A 22,169-nucleotide genomic window follows, 5' to 3' on the forward strand; every position below is an offset into this window, starting at 1 on the left:
TAAGGTTAGACACATGAACGATCGCATGGTGTGGATCGACTGCGAGATGACCGGCCTCTCGCTGTCCGACGACGCGCTCATCGAGGTGGCCGCCCTCGTCACCGACTCCGAGCTGAACGTGCTCGGCGACGGAGTCGACATCGTCATCCGGCCGCCGGACTCGGCGCTGGAGACGATGCCGGAGGTGGTGCGTCAGATGCACACCGCGTCCGGCCTCCTCGCCGAACTGGCCGGCGGCACGACGCTGAAGGACGCCGAGGAACAGGTCCTGGCCTACGTACGGGAGTACGTGAAGGAGCCCGGCAAGGCCCCGCTGTGCGGTAACTCCGTCGGCACCGACCGCGGCTTCCTGCTGCGCGACATGCCGGCGCTGGAGGGCTACCTCCACTACCGGATCGTCGACGTGTCCTCCATCAAGGAGCTGGCCCGGCGCTGGTACCCGCGGGCGTACTTCAACAGCCCCGAGAAGAACGGCAATCACCGCGCCCTCGCCGACATCCGCGAGTCCATCGCGGAGCTGCGCTACTACCGCGAGGCCGTCTTCGTCCCGCAGCCCGGCCCTGACTCCGACACCGCCAAGACGATCGCGGCGAAGCACGTCCTGCCTGCTCAGCAGGCATAAGGAGGGTCCACGAAGGGGCGCCGCGAAAGCCGTGCGCGAGCACCCCTTCGGACCCTGTACACTTTTTCTCGGCCGGTCGGGGAAACCACGAAGTCAACCGCCGCCGGTCATGGTGGGTGTAGCTCAGCTGGTAGAGCACCTGGTTGTGGTCCAGGATGTCGCGGGTTCGAGTCCCGTCACTCACCCTCAGTGGTCAGCCGGTGACGCCGACGCAGGTCGGAGTCGCCGGCTGTCTCGTTTTCCGGAGCCCCGCGTGCCCGCCGAGTCGCCCACGGGCGATGAGCAGGGCGGCGAGAGGCACGGCGAGGCCGGGTGCGGCCCGTCCTGCCGCCACGTTGATTCCACTCCCTCGCCGCACGCCGGGCCGGCAGCGGCCGCGCTCACGACGACGTCCGCACCACCAGCTCCGTGGGCAGCACCGCGTGCCGTCGTTCCAGGCCGCGGGAGACCGCCGGGCGGCGGTCCGCGATCTCCGTCAGGAGGAGGTCGATCATGGCGCGGCCCATCTCCACGATGGGCTGGCGGACGCTGGTCAGCGGCGGGTCCATGTGGCGGGCGATGGCCGAGTCGTCGTAGCCGACCAGGGCCACGTCGTCGGGTATGCGGCGGCCCGACTCGCGCAGCACCTGGCGGGCGCCCGCCGCCGTCACGTCGGAGGCCGCGAAGACCGCGTCCAGTTCGGGGCAGCGCTCCAGCAGCCGAGCCATCGCCCGGCGGCCGCCCTCCTCGGTGAAGTCGCCCTTCTCCACGAGGAGTTCGTCCACGCCGGGGCCCGCGTCCCGCAGGGCGTCGCGGTAGCCGTCGACGCGGCGCTGGGCGCCGTAGACGTCCATCCGGCCGGTGATGTGGGCGATGCGGCGGCGGCCGCGGGACAGCAGGTGCTCCACCGCCGAGCGGGCGCCGCCGTAGTTGTCGGAGTCCACCGAGGTCAGCGTCTCGCGCGCCGAGCGCGGGCCGCTGATCACCGCCGGGATCTCCAGCTGGGACAGCATGTCCGGGAGCGGGTCGTCGGCGTGCACCGAGACCAGCAGGACACCGTCCACCCGGTGCGCCGCCAGGTACTGGGCCAGGCGCTGCCGCTCGCGGTCGCTGCCGGCGAAGATCAGCAGCAGCTGCATCTCGGTGTCCGACAGCTCCGCGCCGACGCCCCGCAGCATGTCCGAGAAGTACGGCTCCGCGAAGAAGCGGGTCTCCGGCTCGGGGACGACGAGGGCGATCGCGTCGGTGCGGTTGGCGGCCAGGGCGCGGGCGGCCGTGTTGGGGACGTAGCCCAGTTCGGCGACCGCCGCCTCGACCGCGGCGCGGGTGGCGTCGCTGACCCGGGGCGAGCCGTTGATCACCCGGGAGACGGTGCCGCGGCCGACGCCGGCCCGTGCGGCGACCTCTTCGAGCGTCGGCCGACCGCCGCTCCGGCCCCGCGCTCCGTGGCCTGCCATGGGCTCCGCCTCCCCGCCGTTGTCGACTCGCTGGCCTGGAATCTAACAGTCCCGCCCGGTCAAGGGCCGTCCCCGACGGCCGCGCCGGCCCGCCGGTGCGGCCGGGTCCAGGCCGCCCGGGGGCCGGGTCGGGCCCGCCCGGGAGGCCCGGTTCGCCCCTCCGGGAGACCCCGTCCGGTCCGCCCGGGGCCGGGAACGTCCCGCTCCCGGAGGTTGGTTAACAGCCCGATAACCGAAGGCGTCTCTCCTCGCTCACACCCTTGACACCCCCGGCCCGGACCCGCGACTCTTCAACTCATCACCGATGGGAGCGCTCCCACGGTACCTGACACATACACAACCCGCACGTTCCCCGCCCGAGCCGCAGCTACAACAAAACGGGCCCAACCATGCAGTTGGCCGGGGGGTCGGCACGTCAGGGCAACAGGAGGACGCAATGCGAGCACGTTCCCTCCCCCACTCTCGGCTTCGCCCGAGCGGGGGGACCCCCATCGCCCGCAGGGCGGTGGTCCTGGCGGCAGCCGCGTCGCTGGGCGCCGGGCTGCTGGCCGGCTGCGCCAACGACAGCGGAGACAAGTCCGGCTCGTCGGACGGTGGCGGCAGCGGCAAGACCACGATCACGCTGGGCCTTTTCGGCACCCAGGGATTCAAGGAGGCCGGCCTCTACGCCGACTACGAGAAGCTCCACCCCGACATCAAGATCCAGGAGAACGTCACCGAGCGGAACGAGAACTACTACCCGGCGCTCGTCAACCACCTCACCACCAACAGCGGCCTGATGGACGTCCAGGCCGTCGAGGTCGGCAACATCGCCGAGGTCGTGCAGACCCAGGCGGCCAAGCTCGAGGACCTCGCCAAGGCTCCGGGCGTGGACAAGAGCGCCTGGCTGGACTGGAAGTGGCAGCAGGCCACCACCAAGGACGGCCGGACCATAGGCCTCGGCACCGACATCGGCCCGCTGGCGATCTGCTACCGCAAGGACCTCTTCCAGAAGGCCGGTCTGCCCACCGACCGCGAGGCGGTCGGCAAGCTGTGGGCGGGCGACTGGAACAAGCTCGTCACGGCCGGCCGGACGTACAAGAGGAAGGCGCCCGCCGGCACCTACTTCATGGACTCCCCCGGCGGTCTGCTCAACGCCGTCCTCAGCAGTGAGAAGGAGAAGTTCTACGACTCCTCCGGCAACGTCGTCTACAAGACCAACCCGGCCGTCAGAGGCGCCTTCGACCTGACCGCCAACGCCGCCAGGGACGGGCTGGTCCAGTCCCAGACCCAGTTCCAGCCGGCCTGGGACCAGACGATCGCCAACGGCAAGTTCGCCACGGTCGCCTGCCCGCCGTGGATGCTCGGCTACCTCAAGGGCAAGTCCAGGCCCGCGGACGCCGGCAAGTGGGACGTGGCCGCCGCGCCGAAGTCCGGCAACTGGGGCGGCACCTTCCTGGCCGTGCCCAAGAACGGCAAGCACGTGAAGGAGGCGGAGGCGTTCGTCGCCTGGTTGACCGCCCCCGCCCAGCAGGCGAAGCTGTTCGGCGTTCAGGGCAGCTTCCCGAGCGCGACCGGTGCCTACAGCCTCCCCGCCGTCACCGACGCGAAGAACGAGATGACCGGTGACGCGCCGATCGGCAAGATCTTCGCGGAGGCCGCCAAGTCCATCCCGCCGCAGGTGATCGGCCCGAAGGACGGGATCATCCAGCAGGGTCTGACGGACAACGGCGTCATCCTCGTGACGAAGGGCAAGTCGCCGGCCGACGCCTGGAACACGGCCACCAAGACCATCGACAACAACCTGGAGAAGTGACCGGTATGGCCACCCGGCACGACACCGCCGCGCCCCCCGTCGAGGGGGGCGCGGCCCCGGGCCGCCCGGGCGCGGGCGCCGCACTCGACGCGGCGGAGCACCGGCACCGGGCCCGGCTGTCCCGTCGCTGGCAGCGGGACGTGCGGTGGAGTCCGTACGCGTTCGTCTCGCCGTTCTTCCTGCTGTTCGTGGCGTTCGGCCTGTTCCCGCTCATCTACACGGCCTGGGCCTCGCTGCACACGGTGGAGCTGACCGCGCCGACCGACATGCAGTGGGCGGGCCTGCGCAACTACACCCGGATCTTCGACGACGACTTCTTCTGGAACGCGGCGAAGAACACCCTGACCATCGGCATCATCTCCACGGTTCCGCAGCTGCTGATGGCGATGGGCCTGGCGCACATCCTCAACTACAGGCTGCGGGCGTCGACCTTCTACCGGGTCGTGATGCTCGCGCCCTACGCCACCTCGATCGCCGCCGCGTCGCTGGTCTTCGTGCTGCTCTTCGGCCGCGACTACGGCATGATCAACTGGGGCCTGCACCTCGCCGGCATCGGCGGCATCGACTGGCAGAACGACAAGTGGCTCTCGCAGATCGCCGTGTCCTCGATCATCATCTGGCGCTGGACCGGCTACAACGCGCTGATCTACCTCGCGGCGATGCAGGCCATCCCGCAGGATCTGTACGAGTCGGCGGCCCTCGACGGCGCCAACCGCTGGCAGCAGTTCTTCCACGTCACGCTGCCGCAGCTGCGCCCGACGATCCTGTTCACCACCGTGGTCTCGACGATCGGCGCCAGCCAGGTCTTCGGCGAGCCGCTGCTGTTCGACGCCAACAAGGGCGCCTCCGGCGGCGCGGAGCACCAGTTCCAGACGCTGGGTCTGTATCTGTACGAGCAGGGCTGGGTGAACCAGCACCTCGGCCGGGCCTCCGCGATCGCCTGGACGATGTTCCTGATCCTCATCGTGATCGGGATCGTCAACTACGTCATCTCGCGCCGGCTGCGCGCCAGTAGTTAAGGAGTACGGCCGTGACGACGACCCTGACGAAACCCGGGACACCGGCCGCCGAGCCGCGCCGCAGGCGGTCCAGGGCCGCCCGCGCGGGCGGCCAGCTGTACGCCGGTCCGATCGCGTACGTGATCCTGGCGCTGTTCACCCTCGGCTCGCTCTTCCCGTTGGTGTGGACCGCGATCGCCGCCTCCCGGGACAACAACCGCCTGGCGCAGACCCCGCCGCCGTTCTGGTTCGGCTCGAACCTGATGCACAACCTGCAGGTGGCCTGGTCGGACGCCAATCTCGGCAAGGCGTTCTGGAACACCACGATCGTGGCGGGGATCTCGGCGGCGACGATCGTCCTCCTGTCGACGATCGCCGGGTTCGCCTTCGCCAAGCTCCGGTTCAAGGGCCGGGGCGCCCTGATGCTGATCGTGATCGGCACGATGATGGTGCCGCCGCAGCTCAGCATCATCCCGCTGTACATGGTGGTGGCCAGGCTGGACTGGACCGACCAGTTGCAGGCGGTGATCCTGCCCTCGCTGGTCAGCGCGTTCGGCGTGTTCTTCATGCGGCAGTACCTCCTGCAGTCGCTGCCGGACGAGATCATCGAGGCCGCCCGGGTGGACGGCGCGAGCAGCTGGCGCGTGGTGTGGCACGTGGTGTTCCCGGCGGCGCGGCCGGCGATGGCCGTGCTCGGGATGCTGATGTTCGTGCAGACCTGGAACGACTTCCTGTGGCCGTTCCTGGTGCTGACCCAGACCGGCAACCCGACCGTGCAGGTCGCCATCGCGGGCCTGGGCCGCGGTTACACCCCCGACCAGTCCCTGATCATGGCGGGCGCGCTGCTCGGCACGCTGCCGCTGCTGCTGGTGTTCGCGGTCTTCGGCAAGCAGATCGTGGGCGGCATCATGCAGGGCGCGGTCAAGGGCTGACGCCCGCCACCTGTTCCAAGGGCCGGGTCACCGCCGCCTCGGCCCTCCCTTTCCTTCCTCTCACCCTCCTCTCCTGCCCGTCGGTCTTCCCGACCTCCTATGGGAGCGCTTCCATGTCTGAGTCCGCTCAGCCGGTGACCCCGGCTACCTTTCCTCCCGCCTTCCTCTGGGGCGCCGCAACCTCCGCGTACCAGATCGAGGGTGCGGTGCGGGAGGACGGCCGTACGCCCTCGATCTGGGACACCTTCAGCCATACCCCGGGCAAGACAGCCGGTGGCGACACCGGTGACATCGCTGTCGACCACTACCACCGCTACCGCGACGACGTGGCGCTGATGGCGGAGCTGGGCCTGAACGCCTACCGCTTCTCCGTCTCCTGGTCGCGCGTGCAGCCGACCGGCCGCGGGCCCGCCGTCCAGGTGGGACTGGACTTCTACCGGCGGCTGGCCGACGAGCTGCTGGAGCACGGCATCAAGCCCGCGGTCACCCTCTACCACTGGGACCTGCCGCAGGAGCTGGAGGACGCGGGCGGCTGGCCGGAGCGGGAGACCGCGCTGCGCTTCGCGGAGTACGCGCAGATCGTGGGCGCGGCGCTCGGCGACCGGGTGGAGAACTGGATCACGCTCAACGAGCCCTGGTGCAGCGCCTTCCTGGGCTACGGCTCCGGAGTGCACGCGCCGGGCCGCACCGAACCCCTGGCCTCCCTGCGCGCCGCCCACCACCTGAACCTGGCCCACGGACTGGGCACACAGGCGCTGCGCTCGGTGATGCCGGCCCGCAACACGGTCGCCGTCAGCCTCAACTCCTCGGTGGTCCGCACGCTCTCGCAGAACCCGGCGGACCTGGCGGCGGCCCGGAAGATCGACGACCTGGCCAACGGCGTCTTCCACGGCCCGATGCTGCAGGGGGCGTACCCGGCCACCCTGCTGGAGGCGACCTCGTCGATCACCGACTGGTCGTACGTCCTCGACGGCGATCTGCGCACCGTCCGCCAGCCGCTGGACGCGCTCGGCCTCAACTACTACACGCCGGCACTGGTCTCGGCGGCGGACCCGGCCAAGGAGGGGCCGCGCGCCGACGGCCACGGAGCGAGCGCGCACTCGCCGTGGCCGGGCGCGGACGACGTGGCGTTCCACCAGACGCCCGGTGACCGCACCGAGATGGGCTGGACGATCGACCCGACCGGCCTGCACGAGCTGATCATGCGCTACACGCGCGAGGCCCCGGGCCTGCCGCTGTACATCACGGAGAACGGCGCGGCCTACGACGACAAGGTGGACGCCGACGGCCGCGTGCACGACCCGGAGCGCATCGCCTACCTGCACGGCCACCTGGCGGCGACCCGCCGGGCGATCACGGACGGGGCGGACGTCCGCGGGTACTACCTGTGGTCCCTGATGGACAACTTCGAGTGGGCCTACGGCTACGGCAAACGGTTCGGCGCGGTCTACGTCGACTACACCACCCTCGCCCGGATCCCGAAGTCCAGCGCCCACTGGTACGCGAAGGCGGCCCGCACCGGGGAGCTTCCCCCGGTGGAGGCCGTCTGAGACACATCAGTTGAAGGCGCCGAAGGCCTTCGAGAAGGCGAAGTTGTCCTGGGCGATGGAGCTGCAGGTCGCGTCGGCGGTGGGCTTGGGGCCGCCGGCGCAGCTCTTGTCCCGGGCGGCCGACCACATGGAGAGCCAGCCAAGGCCCTTGGACTTGGCGAAGTTCACCAGCTGGGTGGCGTCGTCGACCTTGAAGACCTCCGAGGAGACGTCGTTGACGCCGATCATCGGGGTGACGGCCACCGTCTTCCAGGCGGCGCTGTCGGACAGCGCGAGGACGCTCTTGATCTGGGCCTGGGTGGCGGTGGCGGCCTGCTCGGCGTAGGTGCCCATGTCGCCGCTGTAGGCGGGGCCGTAGTCCATCGCCATGATGTTGACGGCGGAGATCTTCACCCCGCCTGACTTGGCGTCGGAGAGCAGGTTCACGCCGTCCTGGGTGAGGCCCTCGGGCATGACGGGGAGGGTGAAGGAGACGTCCAGGCCCGGGTGCTGCTGCTGGAGCTTGGCGATGGCCTGGGCGCGGCGGGTGTTGGCGGCCGTGTTGGACAGCGCGCCGCCCTCGACGTCGAAGTCGACCTTGGTGAGCTTGAACTGGTCCACGGCCTTGCCGTACGCCGCCGCCAGCGCGTCCGCCGAGGAGCAGGTGGTGGCGAGCTCCGAGCCGGAGGCCCCGCCGAAGGAGACCCGCACATCGCCGCCCTTGGCGCGCAGCGCGCCGATCTGGGACGCCACGCCGTCGCTCGCGAGGTCGGTGACACCGCCCCACTTCGGGGTGCAGCCGCCGCCGTCGGTGATGAAGGCGAGGTTGTAGTTCTTCACGCCGGTGGCGTTGGCACTCGCCAGCAGGTCGAAGGCGGGGAAGAGGGAGGTGTCGACGTAGGGCGCGAATCCGGCGCTCGCGGTCGTGCCGTTCCCGGTGCCGGTGCCCGTGCTCTGCGAGGGGGTCGGGGTGGTGCTCGGGGTCGAGGACTTGGTGGGGGTGGGGGAGGAGGTGGGCGTCGGGGTTGCGGACCGGGTGGGGCGGCCGCTCGGCTCCGGGGTCGCGGTGCCGTCCGCCGAACACGAGGCGTTGTCGATACGGCAGGTGGTCGGGTCGCCGGTGCCGTTGACCACGAAGCCGACGGTGACCGACTTGCCGGGGGCGAGCCCCGCGGGGTCCCACTTGGCCGGCTTCACCGTGACGTGCTGCCCGCTGACGCTGGACTCGGCGTTCCACAGCGAGCCGAGCCTGGCGCCGGCCGGCAGGTCGAACTCCAGGGTCCAGTCCTTCTCCGTCTGGCCGGTGTTGTTCGTGACGACGTACTGCGCGGTGTAACCGCCCGACCAGCCGCTGGTCCTGGTGTACGCGGCGCCGACGCCGGCCGCCTGGGCGATGCCGGTGAACACGAGCGCGCCACCGCCGACCACGGCCGCGGTCACCAGGCCGCCTATCGCCTTGTTCCTGCCACTGATCCTGCGCCGGTGCGTGCTCATCGTGCCTGCCTTCGCTGTTCACGGGGGTGAGGTGCGGCAGCACGCTAGCGATACGGAATCGGGCAAACGGCTTGATCCGGACGGGGGTTGAGGATCTTAGGGTGCGCTTAAGGAGGGGATCGGGGAGGGTTAAAGGTAGAGACCAATCCGGGAGCACGGCGGGCCGGAGAGGTGCCCGAGGCCCGAGGCCCCCGAGGCCGGCAGCCGGACCGGTCACCTCAGGGCCGGGCGTCTGCGCCGCCGTACGGCCCCCCGGTGGCTTCTGCGCACCGGCTGCCGCCCGTCCAGCTGGATCCAGAGCCTGACCTCCGTGCCGCCGAGCACGGAGGAGCCGATCCGGACGTCCCCACCGGTCGCCTCCGCCAGGCGCCGCACGATGTCCAGGCCCAGTCCCGTGGAGCCGTCGGCGCCGGAGCCCCGCCCGCGCGCCATGGCCGCCTCGGGGTCGGTTATGCCGGGGCCGGCGTCGGAGACGAGCACGATCACGGCGTCGTCGCCGTTGTGCACGTCGACGGCGAAGGCGGTGCCCTCGGCGGTGTGCCGGAAGACGTTGCCGAGCAGGGCGTCCAGCGCCGCCGCGAGGTCGGCGCGGGCCACGGGTATGCGTACCGGCCGATCGACCCCGGCCACCCGCCACTTTCGGCCCTCGTCCTCGGCGAGCGCGGACCAGAACCCCATCCGCTCCCGGACCACCTCGGCCGCGTCGCATCCGGCGCCCGGACCGGCGGCGGCCGTCTGCGGCTTGGCCTCGCGGGCGGTGCGGATGATGGTGTCCACCTCGCGCTCCAGCTGGGCGACCGCCGCCCGGGTCTGCTCGGCGGCCGGACCGTCGCCGAGCGAGGCGGCGTTCAGCCGCAGCACGGTCAGGGGCGTGCGCAGCCGGTGGGACAGGTCGGCCGCCAGCTCGCGCTCGTTGGCGAGGAGTTGTACGACCTGGTCGGCCATGGAGTTGAACGCGACCGCCGCCAGGCGCAGTTCGGTCGGGCCCTCCTCGGGCACCCGTGCGCCCAGCTTGCCCTCCCCCAGTTCGTGCGCGCCCTCGACGAGCCGCTGCGCCGGCTGCACCATCCGCACGCCGAGCCGGTCGGCGACGGCGACCGAGCCGACGACGAGCGCCACGCCGACGCCGGCGAGCACCGCCCAGGCCGTGCCGACGCCGTTGGTGACCTCGGACTCGGGGACGTAGACCTCGACGACCGCGATGGCGCCGGAGCTCAGCGCGACCGGCTGGAGCAGCGTGGACCCGCCGGGCACCTCGGTGGTGGAGGCGCGGCCCATCTTCCGTACGGTCGCGATGTCCTCGTCGGCGGCGCGGCGGTGGCCGATGTCGACGGCGCCCCTGCCGTCGGCCGCCGGTATGTGCACGGCCATCTGGGCGTCCGCGCCCGCCGAGGCGACGACCCGCTCGAGCTGGTCGCGCTCGGTGGTGATGGACAGCGCGGGCGCGACCGCCGCGGCCTGGCGCTCGGCGTTGGAGAAGGCGCGGTCCCGGGCCATCTCCTTGATGACGAGCCCGAGCGGGACCGCGAAGGCGACCACGACCATGGCGGTGACCGCCAGACAGACCTTGACCAGTGCCCATCTCATCGTGGCGACTCCACTGCGCCGGGCGGCTCCAGCTTCACGCCGACGCCACGCAGGGTGTGCAGATAGCGGGGCCGGGCGGCCGTCTCACCCAGCTTGCGCCGCAGCCAGGACAGATGGACGTCGATGGTCTGGTCGTCGCCGTACGACTGCTGCCACACCTCGGCCAGCAGCTCCTTGCGCGGTACGACGACGCCGGGGCGGCCGGCCAGGAAGGCGAGCAGGTCGAACTCACGGCGGGTCAGGTCCAGCCGTGCCCCGTCGAGTTCGGCCTGGCGGCGCAGCGGGTCGACGGTCAGGCCGCCGACGCGGATCACGGTGGACGGCGGGGCCTCGCCCGCGGCGGAGCGCGCCCGTCGCAGCACGGCGGCCATCCGCGCGGACAGGTGCTCGACCGAGAACGGCTTGGTCAGGTAGTCGTCCGCCCCGGCGTTGAGCAGCCGGACGACCTCCCCCTCGTCGTCCCGCGCGGTGGCGATGATGACGGGGACGTCGGTGATGCCGCGCAGCATCTTCAGGGCCTCGGAGCCGTCCAGGTCGGGCAGTCCGAGGTCAAGGACGACCACGTCGAAGCGGAAGTGGGCGACCTCGCGCAGCGCCTCCAGCGCCGTACCGACGCTGCGCACGGTGTGCGAGGCGTCGGTCAGATGCCGGATGAGCGCCGAGCGTACGAACTGGTCGTCCTCGACCACGAGCACACTTGCCATGCGCCGCACCGTACGCCATGCGGACGGACCCGGTGCGGGCCTGTGGACAACTTCGCCCCGCCTCCCGCCGCCTGTGGACAACCTCACCCGAACCATGTTCGGGCGACACCGGTGGGGCGGGTGAGGCAGTATGGCCGCGATGCTCAGAGGACTCGTACACGTACTGGCGTGGTCGCTCGCCACCGGCGCGGCGGTCACGTTGTCGTGGTGGGGCGTCCACACGGTGATGGCGGGCACGGCCTACGACCCGCCGCGCGCCCTGCCGATCACGGCGGCCGGGGCGACCACGCAGGGGTCGAAGCCGCTGGCCTCCTCCACCCACCGGCCGGCGCCCTCGAAGAGCCCGTCGGCCCGGCCCGGCGAGGCGTCCGGCAGGCGGACCCTGGCCCCCGGTGCCTCCAAGTCGGCGCCCACGGCGGGCCGTATCTCCTCCGCCACCACCTCCGGTCGGGTCAAGAGCTACGACACCGACGGCGGCCGGGTGGTCTTCGACCTCGGCCCGGCGTCCGCGACCCTCGTCTCGGCGACCCCGGACACGGGCTGGTCGATGCAGGTGTGGAAGACGGAGACGTGGATCCGGGTGGAGTTCACCTCGGGCGCGAACCGGGTGTCTGTCATCTGCACCTGGCACGACGGGCCGCCGCATGTCGAGGTGGGCAACTACTAGCCGCCGCGGGCCTCATGCGCCCCCGCGGTCAGCGGAAGACGGAGGGCGGCGGGGCGGGTGAGGCCACTGCGGCGGTGTCCGTCACCGGGGTGGCGCCGCCCGTGAAGTCGGCGAGCGCGCGGCCGTGTTCGACGCGGCCCGGGTGCGGGTCGGAGGCGGCCCGGCGGGTGAGCTCGGCGACCGGAAGCGGCAGGTCGGAGGCGACGAGCACCGCGTTGCCGAAGCGCTTGCCGCGCAGCACGGCCGGGTCGGCGACCAGGGCGAGTTGCGCGAAGCGGGCGGTGGCGGTGGCGATCTGGCCGCGCAGATGGGCGAGCGGCGGGCCGTCGGCGAGGTTGGCGGCGAAGACCCCGCCCGGCTTCAGGACCCTGCGGACCTCGTCGAGGAACTCCGTCGAGGTGAGGTGGGCGGGCGTACGGGCCCCGCTGAACACGTCCGCGATGACGAGGTCGGCCCAACCGTCGGGCACCTTGGCCAGTCCCTCGCGGGCATCGGCCGAGCGCACCCTTATCCGGGCGTTCGCATCCAGCGGCAGTTCCCGGCGCACCAGTTGGACGAGGGCGGCGTCCCGCTCCACGACCTGCTGGGTGGAGCGGGGCCGGGTGGCGGCCACGTAGCGGGCGAGGGTGAGCGCGCCGCCGCCGAGGTGGACCGCGTGCAGGGGCCGGCCCTCGGGTGCGGCGAGATCGATGACGTGCCCCAGCCGCCGCTGGTACTCGAAGGAGAGGTACGCCGGGTCGTCGAGATCGACGTGCGACTGCGGAGCCCCGTCGATCAGCAGCGTCCAGGCCCGCGGCCGGTCCCGGTCGGGTATGAGCTGCGCGAGCCCGCCGTCGACCTGCTCGACGACGGCTTCTGCGGCTCCTCGCCCACGGCGGGGGCTCCTGGACCGTGCGGACCTTCCCATGACCCCATTGTCGCAAGCCACGACCCCTCACACCTGCGGGGTCGGGGCGTGGAGCCGAGCCACCGGCCGGGGCGTGGAGCCGGGCCGACCACCGGCCGGAGCGTGGGTCCGCGCCGTCGACCGGGTGTGGGTCCGCGCCGTCGGCCGGGCGTGGGTCCGAGTCGCGCGCCCCAGCTGCTGGATCGCGCCGCGGCCCGCGTGGCGGGTCCCGGCCACTGGGCCGGGCCTCCGACCGGAGGCATGGATCCGGGTCGCCGAACCGAACCGCCGACCCGGGAACCGGGCCCGGGCCCGGGCCGCCCACCCGTCTCTCACCGCCCCTGGGCACGCGTCCAAGTCGCCGGACCGCGCCGCCAGGCCGAGCCGCGCGTCCGGGCCGCTGGACCGGGACACCGACCGAGACCCGGGTCCGAAGCGCGCGTCCGTTCCTTGGATCACGCCGCCGACCCGGGTCACCGAACCGAGTCGGAGAACCGAGTCGGAGAACCGAGTCGGAGAACCGGGGCTCGCGTCCAAGTCCCCGACCTACCGCCAGGCCGAGTCGCGCGTCCAAGTCGCCGGACCGCGCCGCCGGTCCGAGGCGTGCTCCCGAGTCCTGGACCTGGCAGCCGGCCCGGGGCGTACTCCGCGCCGTGCGTCCGAGCCCTTGGGCCGCGCCGCCGGTCCGGGTCGCGTTCCGAGTCGGTGGAACCGGGGCGGCGGCTGCGGCGGGCGGTGGGCCGGTGGGGTCAGCGGCAGTTGTCCGCGGCCTCGATGGTCCGGGCCGCCTCGCCCAGTGCTCGGCGGAGTACTGCGGGGTCGGTCGCGAGGTCGGCCTCGCCGGGCGGGAGCAGCCAGTCCGCACCCTCCACCGGGGGCTCCGGTGCCAGGCGCAGGCCCCGTCCGTCGGTCTCCGTGCACGTGCTCCCGGGCACGTCCCAGCCCGCTGCAGTGCCCGCCGGGACGACGAACCCAAGGGTGTCGCGGCCGTCGTCGTGCAGTACGGGCCCCACTGCATCCCCCGCCCCGCGGCGCAGGATGTCGACCGCCTCCAGCCCCTGCCGGGCCGGCACCGTCACCAGGTCGCACCCGGGCGGCGCACACGTGTCGACGCTCCGGTCGGTCTCCATACCGGCGTCCACCACGAAAACCCCTCCTCGTGAGCGAGCGGGTCGGGAGTCGGGCGGCTCCCGGGTCCACGGGGTGCAACGCGTCGGCCGCGTCAACGGCAACGGTCAAAGTCCGCCGCAAAGGATGGCAGTTCATGGCAGATCACGGATGAGATATCCGGTTTGTAGCCAAACACTGCGTGGCGGAGCGGACACAGCAGGTACGTTCTTGCTCGCCGGAAACGGGGAGACATTCGGAACAACCCGACAACCAGTCCTGAATCCGGCATGGTTCGACGGTTCGCACGAGAGGGCCCGGCCATGACGTCGTCAACGGTGACCTCGTCGCAGTCCCCCCGGCCACCGCGGCCGAATCTCGCCTTCCGGCGATTGCGCGGACAGCGCTCGCCGGCCGAGTTCGCCGCGGCGGTGCGGCGGGCCGCCCGCGAGATCGGCGAGCGGGTCAGCTGTGACGCGCGCTACATCGGCCGGGTCGAGGCGGGTGAGATCCGCTGTCCCAACTACGCCTACGAACGCGTGTTCCTGCACATGTTCCCCGGCCGCACGCTCACCGACCTGGGGTTCGCACCCCGCTCGTCCGTCCGCGGGCGGGCGGCGCGCACCGCCGAGGACGACGCGTCGCCCTCGTGCGCCGCGAGCCCCGGGCACGCCCCGTTTGAAACGCGGACGGCGTACCACCCGTATCACCAGTACGACAGGCAACACCCGTTGGACCGGGAACAGCAGCAACACCTGCAACATCCGCAACACACGACACACGCGCAACACCCGCTGGACCCGCACGACCCGTACCACCCGCACGAAGACCACGAGGAGAGCGACGTGCTGCGTCGCGCATTCATGACCCGAGGGGGCGCCACGGTGGCCGCCGCCTCGCTGGGCCCCCTGGGGCTCGCCTTCGACGCCTCGGCCGCGGACCGTGCCGTCCGCCGGGCCGGGGCGAGCGACGCGGGCGCCCTCGAAGAGGCCGTCCGAAGGATCCGGCTGCTCGACGACCGGCACGGAGCGGACGGCCTCTACCGCAGGGCCGCGGCTCCGCTGCGCGCCGCGTACGCGCTGCTCGACGCCGGCGCGACGCGGCAGACCACCGCCGACCGGCTGCACTCGGGCGCGGGTGAACTGGCCATCTCGGTGGGCTGGCTGGCACACGACTCCGGGCGCTTCGACGACGCCCGCTCGCACTACGCCGAAGCCCTGGCCACCGCACGCATGACCGGGGACCCGGCCCTGGAGGCCCACGCCTTCTGCAACACGGCCTTCCTCGCGCGGGACGCGGGACGGCCGCGGGAGGCGGTGCGGGCCGCGCAGGCCGCGCAGCGCGTCGGGCGCGAACTGGGCTCCGCGCGGCTGATGTCGCTGCTCGCTCTGCGCGAGGCGGGCGGCTGGGCGGGGCTCGCCGACCGTACCGCCTGCGAGCAGGCGCTCGCGCGGGCGCAGGCCCTCTACGAACGCGGGCCCTCGGACGCCGATCCCGAGTGGATGAGCTTCTACGGCGAGGCCGAGCTGGAGGGTCTGGAGGCGCAGTGCTGGTCGACGCTGGGCGACTGGCCGCGGGCGGCCCGGCACGCGCGGCGGGCCGCGCAGTTGCAGGACCCGCACTTCACCCGGAACATCGCGCTGTACACGGCCGAGTTGGCGGACGACCTCGCGCGCGGCGGACGGCCGGACGAGGCGGCGACGGCCGGGATGCGGGTGCTGGATCTGCTGGACCAGGTCCAGTCGTCCCGTGTCCAGTCGATGCTGGCGGGAACGGCGCGGGTGCTGTTGCCGCACCGGCGGGCGAGCGGGGTGTCGGTGTTTCTCGACAGGCACGCGAGTTCACCGCGTACGGCATGAGCGCCGCGGGCGCGCCGGGCGCACGCGTGCCGATGCCGGCCGGGGCCGGGCGGGGTGGCGCCCGCCCGCGCGGGCAGGGTGCCGGTTACATCGCCAGGTGGCCCAGGTCGTTCCAGCTTTCCATCGCCGGCTCCCCGTACGCCCAGCCCAGTACCGACAGCGACGTGGGGTTGAGGCGGACGCGGGCCGCGAAGTCGATCGGCAGGCCGAGCCAGCGGGCGCCGATCGACCGCAGTATGTGCCCGTGGGCGAAGACCAGGACGTCGCGGTCCTCCGCGCGTGCCCAGGCCACCACCTCGTCGGCGCGTGCCGTCACCTCGGCGAGCGTCTCCCCGCGCGGGACGCCGTCGCGCCAGATGAGCCAGCCGGGCCGCTCGGCCTGGATCTCCTCGGGGGTCAGGCCCTCGTACGCGCCGTAGTCCCACTCCATGAGCGTGTCCCAGCGCATCGCGCGGTCGCCGAAGCCGGCCAGCTCGCACGTCTCACGCGCGCGTACCAGCGGGCTGGTGCGGACCTCGACGCCGGGCAGGCCGCCGAACGGCATCCGGTGCAGTCGCTCGCCCAGCAGCTTGGCGCCGTGCCGGCCCTCCTCGAGGAGGGGGACGTCGGTCCTGCCGGTGTGCTTGCCGGACAGCGACCACTGCGTCTGTCCGTGCCGGGCCAGCAGGATGCGCGGTGCCATGGGAGACCTTTCCGGGAGAAAGCGAGAACTTCAGGCGGAACCCCTCCATCATCGCGCACCCTGTTCGGGGGCAACCCGGCGGGCGATCCCTGCGTCTTTGAGAGCCGGGGGCGCCCCATGGGGGCGAGCGCACACGCCGTAAGGTGACACGACCGTCCGGGCACCGCCGGGCGTCGCAGCGACACGACCAGACAGGGGGAGGGGCATCGGATGCCGCAGACGGAGGCACCGGCACCGCGCATCGAGGCTGCCCCGACGACCCGGCTGCGCTGGTGGACCGAGCTGCCGCTGATCCTCCTGGTGTACGGCTGCTACTCGGCGGGCCGGCTGCTGGCCCGCAGCGACGTCTCCAGTGCCGTCGACCACGGCCTGTCGATCCTGCGCCTTGAGAAGCTGCTCCACCTCAACGCCGAGCACCCGCTCAACCGCCTCTTCACGCGCGAGCCCTGGCTCGGCGTCCCGGCCGACTTCTGGTACGCGTCGCTGCACTACCTGGTCACGCCCGCGGTCCTGATCTGGCTGTTCCGGGCACGCACCGCGCACTACCGCGCGGCCCGCACCTGGCTGATGACGTCCACGTTCATCGGGCTGATCGGCTTCACCCTGCTGCCGACCTGCCCACCCCGCCTGCTCTCGGCGGGACACGGGTTCGTGGACACCATGGCCCACTACAGCTCGTACGGCTGGTGGGGCGCCCAGGCCAGCGCACCGCGTGGCCTGGGCGGTATGACGAACCAGTACGCGGCCATGCCGAGCCTGCACGTGGGCTGGGCGCTGTGGTGCGGGGTGATGCTGTGGCGCCACGGCGGCACACGCCGGGCGAAGGCCGCGGGCATCGCCTATCCGCTGCTGACCGCGCTCGTGGTGATGGGCACCGCCAACCACTACTTCCTGGACGCGGTCGCGGGCGTGGCCGTGATGGGCGTCGGGATCCTGCTCGCACCGTTCGTGATGCGCGGTGCGGACCGGGCGGGGGCCCTGGTGAAGGCCCGGGTCACAGCCGTCACGGGCCGCTCCGGCGGCGCAGGTTCCCCGATTGTCAGTGGTGGATGCCAGACTTCGGCGGGTGAGCGAATTCCACGGCAGCGCGAAGCACGGCTCGGTCCCGGAGCCGAGCCGGGTGCCTCCCCCAAGGACGCGGACGGCGCCGCGGATTGGGGACTCCCCCGCTCGAGCGAAGTCGAGAGCCTGGGGAAGGCTCGCTGAGCTGCGGGGGCCGGGCGTACCGGCGCGGGCGCTGGACGCGCGTGCCCTAGCCGCGCTCGCCGCGAACCCGGGCTGCAGGCGGCGCGCGATCCTGGACGGCGCGGGTGTGGACAAGGCGGCGCTCGCGGGCGCCTTGGGCGCCCCGTCGGCCTTCGGGCAGTCGCAGTTCGCCTTCATGCGGGGCAACGCGTTCGAGGCGAAGGTCAAGGCGGACGGCGGCGCGGAGCTGCTGCGGCTGGTGCACCGGAAGCTGGACGCCGGCGCCGAACCGCCGGGCGGGGCCCGTGTCCCCGAGCTGGGCGCCGTGGGCCCCGAGGGGCGCGCGGCGCGTACGGCGCTGGCGCTGCGCGAGGCCACCGAGGCGGGCGGCTGGACGCTGCTCGACCATCCGATGCTCGCCCTGGAGGTGGCGGGCTCGCCGGCCTTCCTGGAGCCGGACGCGGTGGTGGTGCACCCGGACGGCAGCTGGACGGTCGTGGAGATCAAGTCCTTCCCGATGCTGGACGGCGCAGCGGACCCGGCGAAGGTGGGCGCGGCCGCCCGGCAGTCGGCGGCGTACTTGCTGGCGCTGGAGGACGTCGCCGCGCGCCTGCACCCCGCCCCGCGCGTGCGGGACCGGGTGCTCCTGGTCTGCCCCAGGGACTTCTCCAACCTGCCCACCGCCTCCGCCGTCGACGTCCGCAAGCAGCGCGCGGTGACCGCCCGCCAGTTGACGCGGCTGACCCGCATCCAGGACATCGCCGACACGCTCCCCGAGGGCGTGTGCTTCTCCCCCGAACTGCCCGCCGAGGAGCTGACGGCCGCGGTCGAGGCGGTCCCGGCGACGTACGCACCCGAGTGCCTGGCCACCTGCGAGCTGGCCTTCCACTGCCGGGCGCGGTCCCGCGCGGAGGGTGCGGTGACCACACTGGGCCGCTCGGCCCGCGCCGAGCTGGGCGGCCTGACCACGGTCGAGGACGTCCTGGCGGCAGCCCACGGCGAGGCGGGCGACCCGGACGACCCGGCGGTGGCGGCCCTGCGCAGGGCCGCCACCCTGCGGGCGGAGGCGCTTGGGTCGGTGGGCCGGGAGGCGGCATGTCGCTGATCGCCACCCTCGCCCGGCTGGAGGCCGTGCGGGCCGGGCGGGCCGAGCCCGCCGCGACCGTCCGGCACCGGCATCTGTCCGGCCGGCCGCTGGTGTTCGTGCCGCTCACCACCGCCGGTGAGGCGGGCGCCCCGCTCGGCGCGCTGGTCGGCACCGACCGGCACGCGCCACGGCTGCTGGCCGTGCCGCAGCCGCGCGACCGGGACCTCAGGTTCGCGTTCCTCGCCGAACTGGCCGACGTGGTCCTGCCGTACATCGACTCCTGCGCCGAGGCGGTCGAGGCCGCCGAGCGCACCGAGACCGACCCGGCGACCGGCAAGCGGATCAAGGTCGAGGTCGAACTGTGCGCGGACGCGCCCCAGTTGATCGTGCCGAGCCGCGCGGGCGTCGACTTCGTACGGCTGCTGGGGCGCTCCATGCGCTTTCGCCGCACCGCCGAGCAGGACCCGGAGAGCCCGCACCCGGCGCCGCCCAGGGTGCCGCTGCTCGGGCGGTGGCTGACCCACTTCGGGGAGCGGGCCCGGGTGCCCGGCTCCTCGTTGCTGCTGGCGATGAGCGATGTGCTGGCCCGGCACTGGACCACCGGCCAGTCCACCCTGGAGGACCAGCACCTCGGCGCGCTGCTGGCGTGGATCGCCCCGCCCGAGGGCGTCCCGGGCGCCGAGGCCGCGCTGCGCGCCGAGCTCGCGCGTGACGCGGACGGCCAGCTTCAGTGCCCGCCCGCGGGCCCGGCCACCGACCCGGCGTTCGACAACAGGCTGCTCGCACCCGCCATCGAGCGCTACGACCGTGCGCGCACGGCCCTCGCCGCCGCCGAGGACGGCCTGGAGGCGGACGACCGGCTCGGCGCCCTGACGGCGGCCGAGCGCGAGATCCGCGCTCTCGTCGAAAGCCGCACCCTCCCCACCTGGGAGAAGGTCTGGGACGGCCTGGACCTGCTGCGGGCGCTGCCCGAGGGGGCGCACGTCGAGGAGCGGTGGACGCGCGACCGCTGGTCGTTCACCGGCCACCGCGACCGCGTGCTGGCCGGCGAGCCGCCGCAGCCGCGCCGCGACGACGCGGTCACCGCGGCCGGCAAGCTGGCCGCGCGCGAGCGCGAGCAGGCCCGCCTGGACGCCCAGGAGGCGCTGGACGACCCGCTGGTCATGGCCGGGCGGCGGCTGGCGGGCGAGGCGTTCGCGGGCGAGGTCACGGACGTCGTCATGGCCTACGGCGAGGGCAGGCGGCCCAGCCCGCGCCCGCTGGTGACCGTGCGCACGGACGACCGGCCGCATCTGGGCGAGCGGGCCCGGGCGTACCGCTCGCTGGGCGGCAAGCCGCAGTCGGCCGAGTTCGTCGCCTCGGAGGAGGACGGGACGCTGGTCGTCCTGCGGATCCTCGACAAGATGGGCCGCGGCAAGGAGCCCGAGGCGGGTTCCGTGCCGGAGAAGGGCGACCGGGTGTGCTTCACCCTCTTCGAGCACGAGCAGCGCGGCGGGGCAAAGCTGCCCGACCCGGAGGAGACCCCGTGGACGCACGGCGGGCCGCCGGGCGAGCAGAGCGCGCCGGAGGCCCCGGACCCGGTGACCGAGGAGGACGTCCTGTGACCGCCCGTGCCGAGGAGACCGCTTCCGGGCGGAGCGCCCGGGAGTCCGCCTTCGACCCCGGCGCGGCGGCCGCGCGCGCCACCGCCGCGATCCTCCACGACACGCTGCACGGTGCGCACCGCGGTGTCGTCGTCGACTCCCCGCCCGGCGCCGGAAAGTCGACGCTCGTCGTCCGCGCGGCGCTGGAGCTGGCCGCCGCCGGGCGGCCGCTCATGGTGGTCGCGCAGACCAACGCGCAGGTCGACGACCTGGTGGTGCGGCTGGCGAAGAAGAACCCCGAACTGCCCGTCGGCCGTCTGCACAGCAGCGACAGCGCCCCGTACGACAGGGCGCTGGACGACCTGCCCAACGTGCGGAAGTCCGCGAAGGCCGGCGACCTCGCCGGGCTGGACGTGGTGCTGTCGACCGCCGCGAAGTGGGCGCATGTGAAGGCCGGCGAGCCGTGGCGGCACGCGATCGTCGACGAGGCGTACCAGATGCGCTCGGACGCGCTGCTCGCCGTGGCCGGACTGTTCGAGCGGGCGCTGTTCGTGGGCGATCCGGGTCAGCTGGACCCGTTCGCGATCGTCGGCAGCGAGCAGTGGGCGGGACTGTCGTACGACCCCTCGGCCTCCGCCGTGACGACCCTGCTCGCGCACAACCCCGAGCTGCCCCAGCACCGGCTGCCGGTGTCCTGGCGGCTGCCCGCGTCGGCGGCGCCGCTGGTGTCGGACGCGTTCTACCCGTACACGCCGTTCCGCAGCGGCACGGACCACGGGGACCGGCGGCTCGCCTTCGCCGTCCCCTCGGACGGCTCCGGCCCGGACCGGGTGATCGACGAGGCGGCCGAGTCCGGCTGGGGCCTGCTGGAGCTGCCCGCCCGGCATACCCCGCGCACGGACCCCGAGGCGGTGCGGGCGGTGGCGGCGGTCGTGGCGCGGCTGCTGGAGCGGGGCGGCGCGGCCGTCTCCGAGCTCCCCCAAGCTCCCGGCTCCGCCCGGGCAGGGGGGAGCGCCATGGCGGATCCGGTGCCTCTGACCGCCGACCGGATCGCGGTCGGCACGGCGCACCGGGACCAGGCGGCGGCCGTCCGGGCGGCCCTCGCGGAGCTGGGTGTCACGGACGTCACCGTGGACACGGCGAACCGGCTCCAGGGCCGGGAGTTCGACGTCACGGTGGTACTGCACCCGCTCTCCGGCCGCCCCGACGCCACCGCCTTCCACCTGGAGACCGGCCGTCTGTGCGTCCTGGCCTCCCGCCATCGCCACGCCTGCATCGTGGTGTGCCGCGCCGGGGTGAGCGAGCTCCTGGACGACCACCCGTCGACGGAGCCGGTACAGCTGGGTGTGACCGTGAAGTTTCCCGACGGCTGGGAGGCGAATCACGCGGTGCTGGCGCATCTGCGGGAACATCGGGTGTCCTGGCGGCCTTGAGACGCTCCGGGGCTGGGCGGGTCCGGGCCCGGCATCCGGGCCCGACCGACCGCCCTCTTGCGCCCGCGCGAGACAATGGACGGTGGCCCTTCCACAGGGTGGGCGCCATCCGAACCGTACGAGGAGGACAAGACATGGCGGAGCCCACGCCGCGTCGCAACGAACCGCGGCTACGCCCCGCGCCCCTGCTCTTCGAGCCCGCCGAAGCGGTCTCCGACCCGGAGCACTTCTTCGATCTGGAGTCGATCGACGATCCGCGGGCGCTGCTGGCGCGGGCGACGGAGCTGACGCTCGCGTTCCGCACGGCGGCCGACCGCGCGGTGGAGTTCCAGGCGATCGCCGCGGCGCAGCTCGCCGACCCGCGCCGGTTCGACCGGCTGAGCCCCGCGGACATCGCCGAACGGGCGGACTGGACCGAGGACTACGCCAGGAAGATGGTGGAGTTCGGGCGGGATCTGCTGCGCGGAGCCGAGGGCGGCGTGCACGCCAATCCCGCCGACCCGGTGTGACCGCGGCGCCCTGCGGCATATGCCAGCCGGGCAAGATACCCCTTCGCCCCTCCCTTCGTCCCGGTTTCCCGCAA

At 73.0% G+C, this 22,169-nt stretch carries 19 protein-coding genes and 1 tRNA gene; 13 read left to right on the forward strand and 7 right to left on the reverse strand.

Annotated features, from left to right (window positions below; all coding sequences use genetic code 11):
• Positions 1 to 13 precede the first annotated feature (13 nt).
• A complete protein-coding gene (gene orn / locus ACH4UM_RS16920) occupies positions 14 to 622 on the forward strand; it encodes an oligoribonuclease (RefSeq protein WP_398179104.1) in 609 nt (202 codons plus the stop codon).
• 112 nt (positions 623 to 734) lie between these two features.
• Positions 735 to 807, forward strand: a tRNA-His gene (locus ACH4UM_RS16925).
• 195 nt (positions 808 to 1,002) lie between these two features.
• Here the strand turns inward: ACH4UM_RS16925 and ACH4UM_RS16930 are convergent.
• Entirely contained in the window at positions 1,003 to 2,058 is a 1,056-nt protein-coding gene (locus tag ACH4UM_RS16930; protein ID WP_398179107.1) for a LacI family DNA-binding transcriptional regulator, read from the reverse strand.
• Between the two features lie 436 nt (positions 2,059 to 2,494).
• Here ACH4UM_RS16930 and ACH4UM_RS16935 point away from each other — a divergent pair, with 436 nt between their 5' ends.
• From ACH4UM_RS16935 to ACH4UM_RS16950, 4 genes are all read left to right on the forward strand, one after another.
• Entirely contained in the window at positions 2,495 to 3,853 is a 1,359-nt protein-coding gene (locus ACH4UM_RS16935) for an ABC transporter substrate-binding protein (protein WP_398179110.1), read from the forward strand.
• A gap of 5 nt (positions 3,854 to 3,858) precedes the next feature.
• The gene (locus ACH4UM_RS16940; protein ID WP_398179113.1) at positions 3,859 to 4,872 is read left to right on the forward strand and encodes a carbohydrate ABC transporter permease; all 1,014 of its coding nucleotides are present in this window, start codon (positions 3,859 to 3,861) and stop codon (positions 4,870 to 4,872) included.
• An 11-nt stretch (positions 4,873 to 4,883) separates the two neighbouring features.
• Positions 4,884 to 5,783: a carbohydrate ABC transporter permease gene (locus ACH4UM_RS16945; RefSeq protein WP_398179116.1), complete on the forward strand. Its 900-nt coding sequence runs from the start codon at positions 4,884 to 4,886 to the stop codon at positions 5,781 to 5,783.
• A 113-nt stretch (positions 5,784 to 5,896) separates the two neighbouring features.
• Complete coding sequence (locus tag ACH4UM_RS16950) at positions 5,897 to 7,333, forward strand: GH1 family beta-glucosidase (RefSeq protein ID WP_398179119.1); 1,437 nt, start codon at positions 5,897 to 5,899, stop codon at positions 7,331 to 7,333.
• Positions 7,334 to 7,339: 6 nt separating this feature from the next.
• Here ACH4UM_RS16950 and ACH4UM_RS16955 read toward each other — a convergent pair whose 3' ends face one another.
• The 3 genes from ACH4UM_RS16955 to ACH4UM_RS16965 all read right to left on the reverse strand — a co-directional run bounded on the left by ACH4UM_RS16955 (position 7,340) and on the right by ACH4UM_RS16965 (position 11,097).
• Positions 7,340 to 8,806, reverse strand: coding sequence for a cellulose binding domain-containing protein (locus tag ACH4UM_RS16955; protein ID WP_398179122.1), 1,467 nt, complete (start codon positions 8,804 to 8,806; stop codon positions 7,340 to 7,342).
• A gap of 213 nt (positions 8,807 to 9,019) precedes the next feature.
• Positions 9,020 to 10,393: a sensor histidine kinase gene (locus tag ACH4UM_RS16960; protein WP_398179125.1), complete on the reverse strand. Its 1,374-nt coding sequence runs from the start codon at positions 10,391 to 10,393 to the stop codon at positions 9,020 to 9,022.
• The gene (locus ACH4UM_RS16965; protein ID WP_398179128.1) at positions 10,390 to 11,097 is read right to left on the reverse strand and encodes a response regulator transcription factor; all 708 of its coding nucleotides are present in this window, start codon (positions 11,095 to 11,097) and stop codon (positions 10,390 to 10,392) included. The genes ACH4UM_RS16960 and ACH4UM_RS16965 overlap by 4 nt, the downstream gene beginning before the upstream one ends.
• A gap of 139 nt (positions 11,098 to 11,236) precedes the next feature.
• Between ACH4UM_RS16965 and ACH4UM_RS16970 the strand changes: the two genes are divergently transcribed.
• Positions 11,237 to 11,764: a hypothetical protein gene (locus tag ACH4UM_RS16970; RefSeq protein WP_398179131.1), complete on the forward strand. Its 528-nt coding sequence runs from the start codon at positions 11,237 to 11,239 to the stop codon at positions 11,762 to 11,764.
• A gap of 28 nt (positions 11,765 to 11,792) precedes the next feature.
• Here ACH4UM_RS16970 and ACH4UM_RS16975 read toward each other — a convergent pair whose 3' ends face one another.
• Positions 11,793 to 12,671 (reverse strand): spermidine synthase, encoded by an 879-nt coding sequence (locus ACH4UM_RS16975; RefSeq protein WP_398179134.1) that lies wholly within the window; start codon positions 12,669 to 12,671, stop codon positions 11,793 to 11,795.
• A gap of 728 nt (positions 12,672 to 13,399) precedes the next feature.
• Positions 13,400 to 13,780: a hypothetical protein gene (locus ACH4UM_RS16980; protein ID WP_398179587.1), complete on the reverse strand. Its 381-nt coding sequence runs from the start codon at positions 13,778 to 13,780 to the stop codon at positions 13,400 to 13,402.
• A 300-nt stretch (positions 13,781 to 14,080) separates the two neighbouring features.
• Between ACH4UM_RS16980 and ACH4UM_RS16985 the strand changes: the two genes are divergently transcribed.
• Complete coding sequence (locus ACH4UM_RS16985; protein WP_398179137.1) at positions 14,081 to 15,616, forward strand: hypothetical protein; 1,536 nt, start codon at positions 14,081 to 14,083, stop codon at positions 15,614 to 15,616.
• Between the two features lie 85 nt (positions 15,617 to 15,701).
• Here ACH4UM_RS16985 and ACH4UM_RS16990 read toward each other — a convergent pair whose 3' ends face one another.
• Positions 15,702 to 16,298: a histidine phosphatase family protein gene (locus ACH4UM_RS16990; RefSeq protein ID WP_398179139.1), complete on the reverse strand. Its 597-nt coding sequence runs from the start codon at positions 16,296 to 16,298 to the stop codon at positions 15,702 to 15,704.
• Between the two features lie 210 nt (positions 16,299 to 16,508).
• On the opposite strand from ACH4UM_RS16990, the gene ACH4UM_RS16995 reads away from it, so the two are divergent.
• The 5 genes from ACH4UM_RS16995 to ACH4UM_RS17015 all read left to right on the forward strand — a co-directional run bounded on the left by ACH4UM_RS16995 (position 16,509) and on the right by ACH4UM_RS17015 (position 22,095).
• The gene (locus ACH4UM_RS16995; RefSeq protein ID WP_398179142.1) at positions 16,509 to 17,504 is read left to right on the forward strand and encodes a phosphatase PAP2 family protein; all 996 of its coding nucleotides are present in this window, start codon (positions 16,509 to 16,511) and stop codon (positions 17,502 to 17,504) included.
• Complete coding sequence (locus ACH4UM_RS17000; protein ID WP_398179590.1) at positions 17,419 to 18,588, forward strand: hypothetical protein; 1,170 nt, start codon at positions 17,419 to 17,421, stop codon at positions 18,586 to 18,588. Before ACH4UM_RS16995 ends, ACH4UM_RS17000 begins: the two co-directional genes overlap by 86 nt.
• Positions 18,579 to 20,174, forward strand: coding sequence for a hypothetical protein (locus ACH4UM_RS17005; RefSeq protein WP_398179145.1), 1,596 nt, complete (start codon positions 18,579 to 18,581; stop codon positions 20,172 to 20,174). The genes ACH4UM_RS17000 and ACH4UM_RS17005 overlap by 10 nt, the downstream gene beginning before the upstream one ends.
• Positions 20,171 to 21,586, forward strand: coding sequence for an AAA domain-containing protein (locus ACH4UM_RS17010; RefSeq protein WP_398179148.1), 1,416 nt, complete (start codon positions 20,171 to 20,173; stop codon positions 21,584 to 21,586). The genes ACH4UM_RS17005 and ACH4UM_RS17010 overlap by 4 nt, the downstream gene beginning before the upstream one ends.
• 134 nt (positions 21,587 to 21,720) lie before the next feature.
• Positions 21,721 to 22,095 (forward strand): hypothetical protein, encoded by a 375-nt coding sequence (locus tag ACH4UM_RS17015; protein ID WP_398179151.1) that lies wholly within the window; start codon positions 21,721 to 21,723, stop codon positions 22,093 to 22,095.
• The last annotated feature ends 74 nt before the right edge of the window (positions 22,096 to 22,169 follow it).

The sequence above is a fragment of the Streptomyces sp. NPDC020801 genome, assembly GCF_044334385.1.
Lineage (GTDB): Bacteria > Actinomycetota > Actinomycetes > Streptomycetales > Streptomycetaceae > Streptomyces.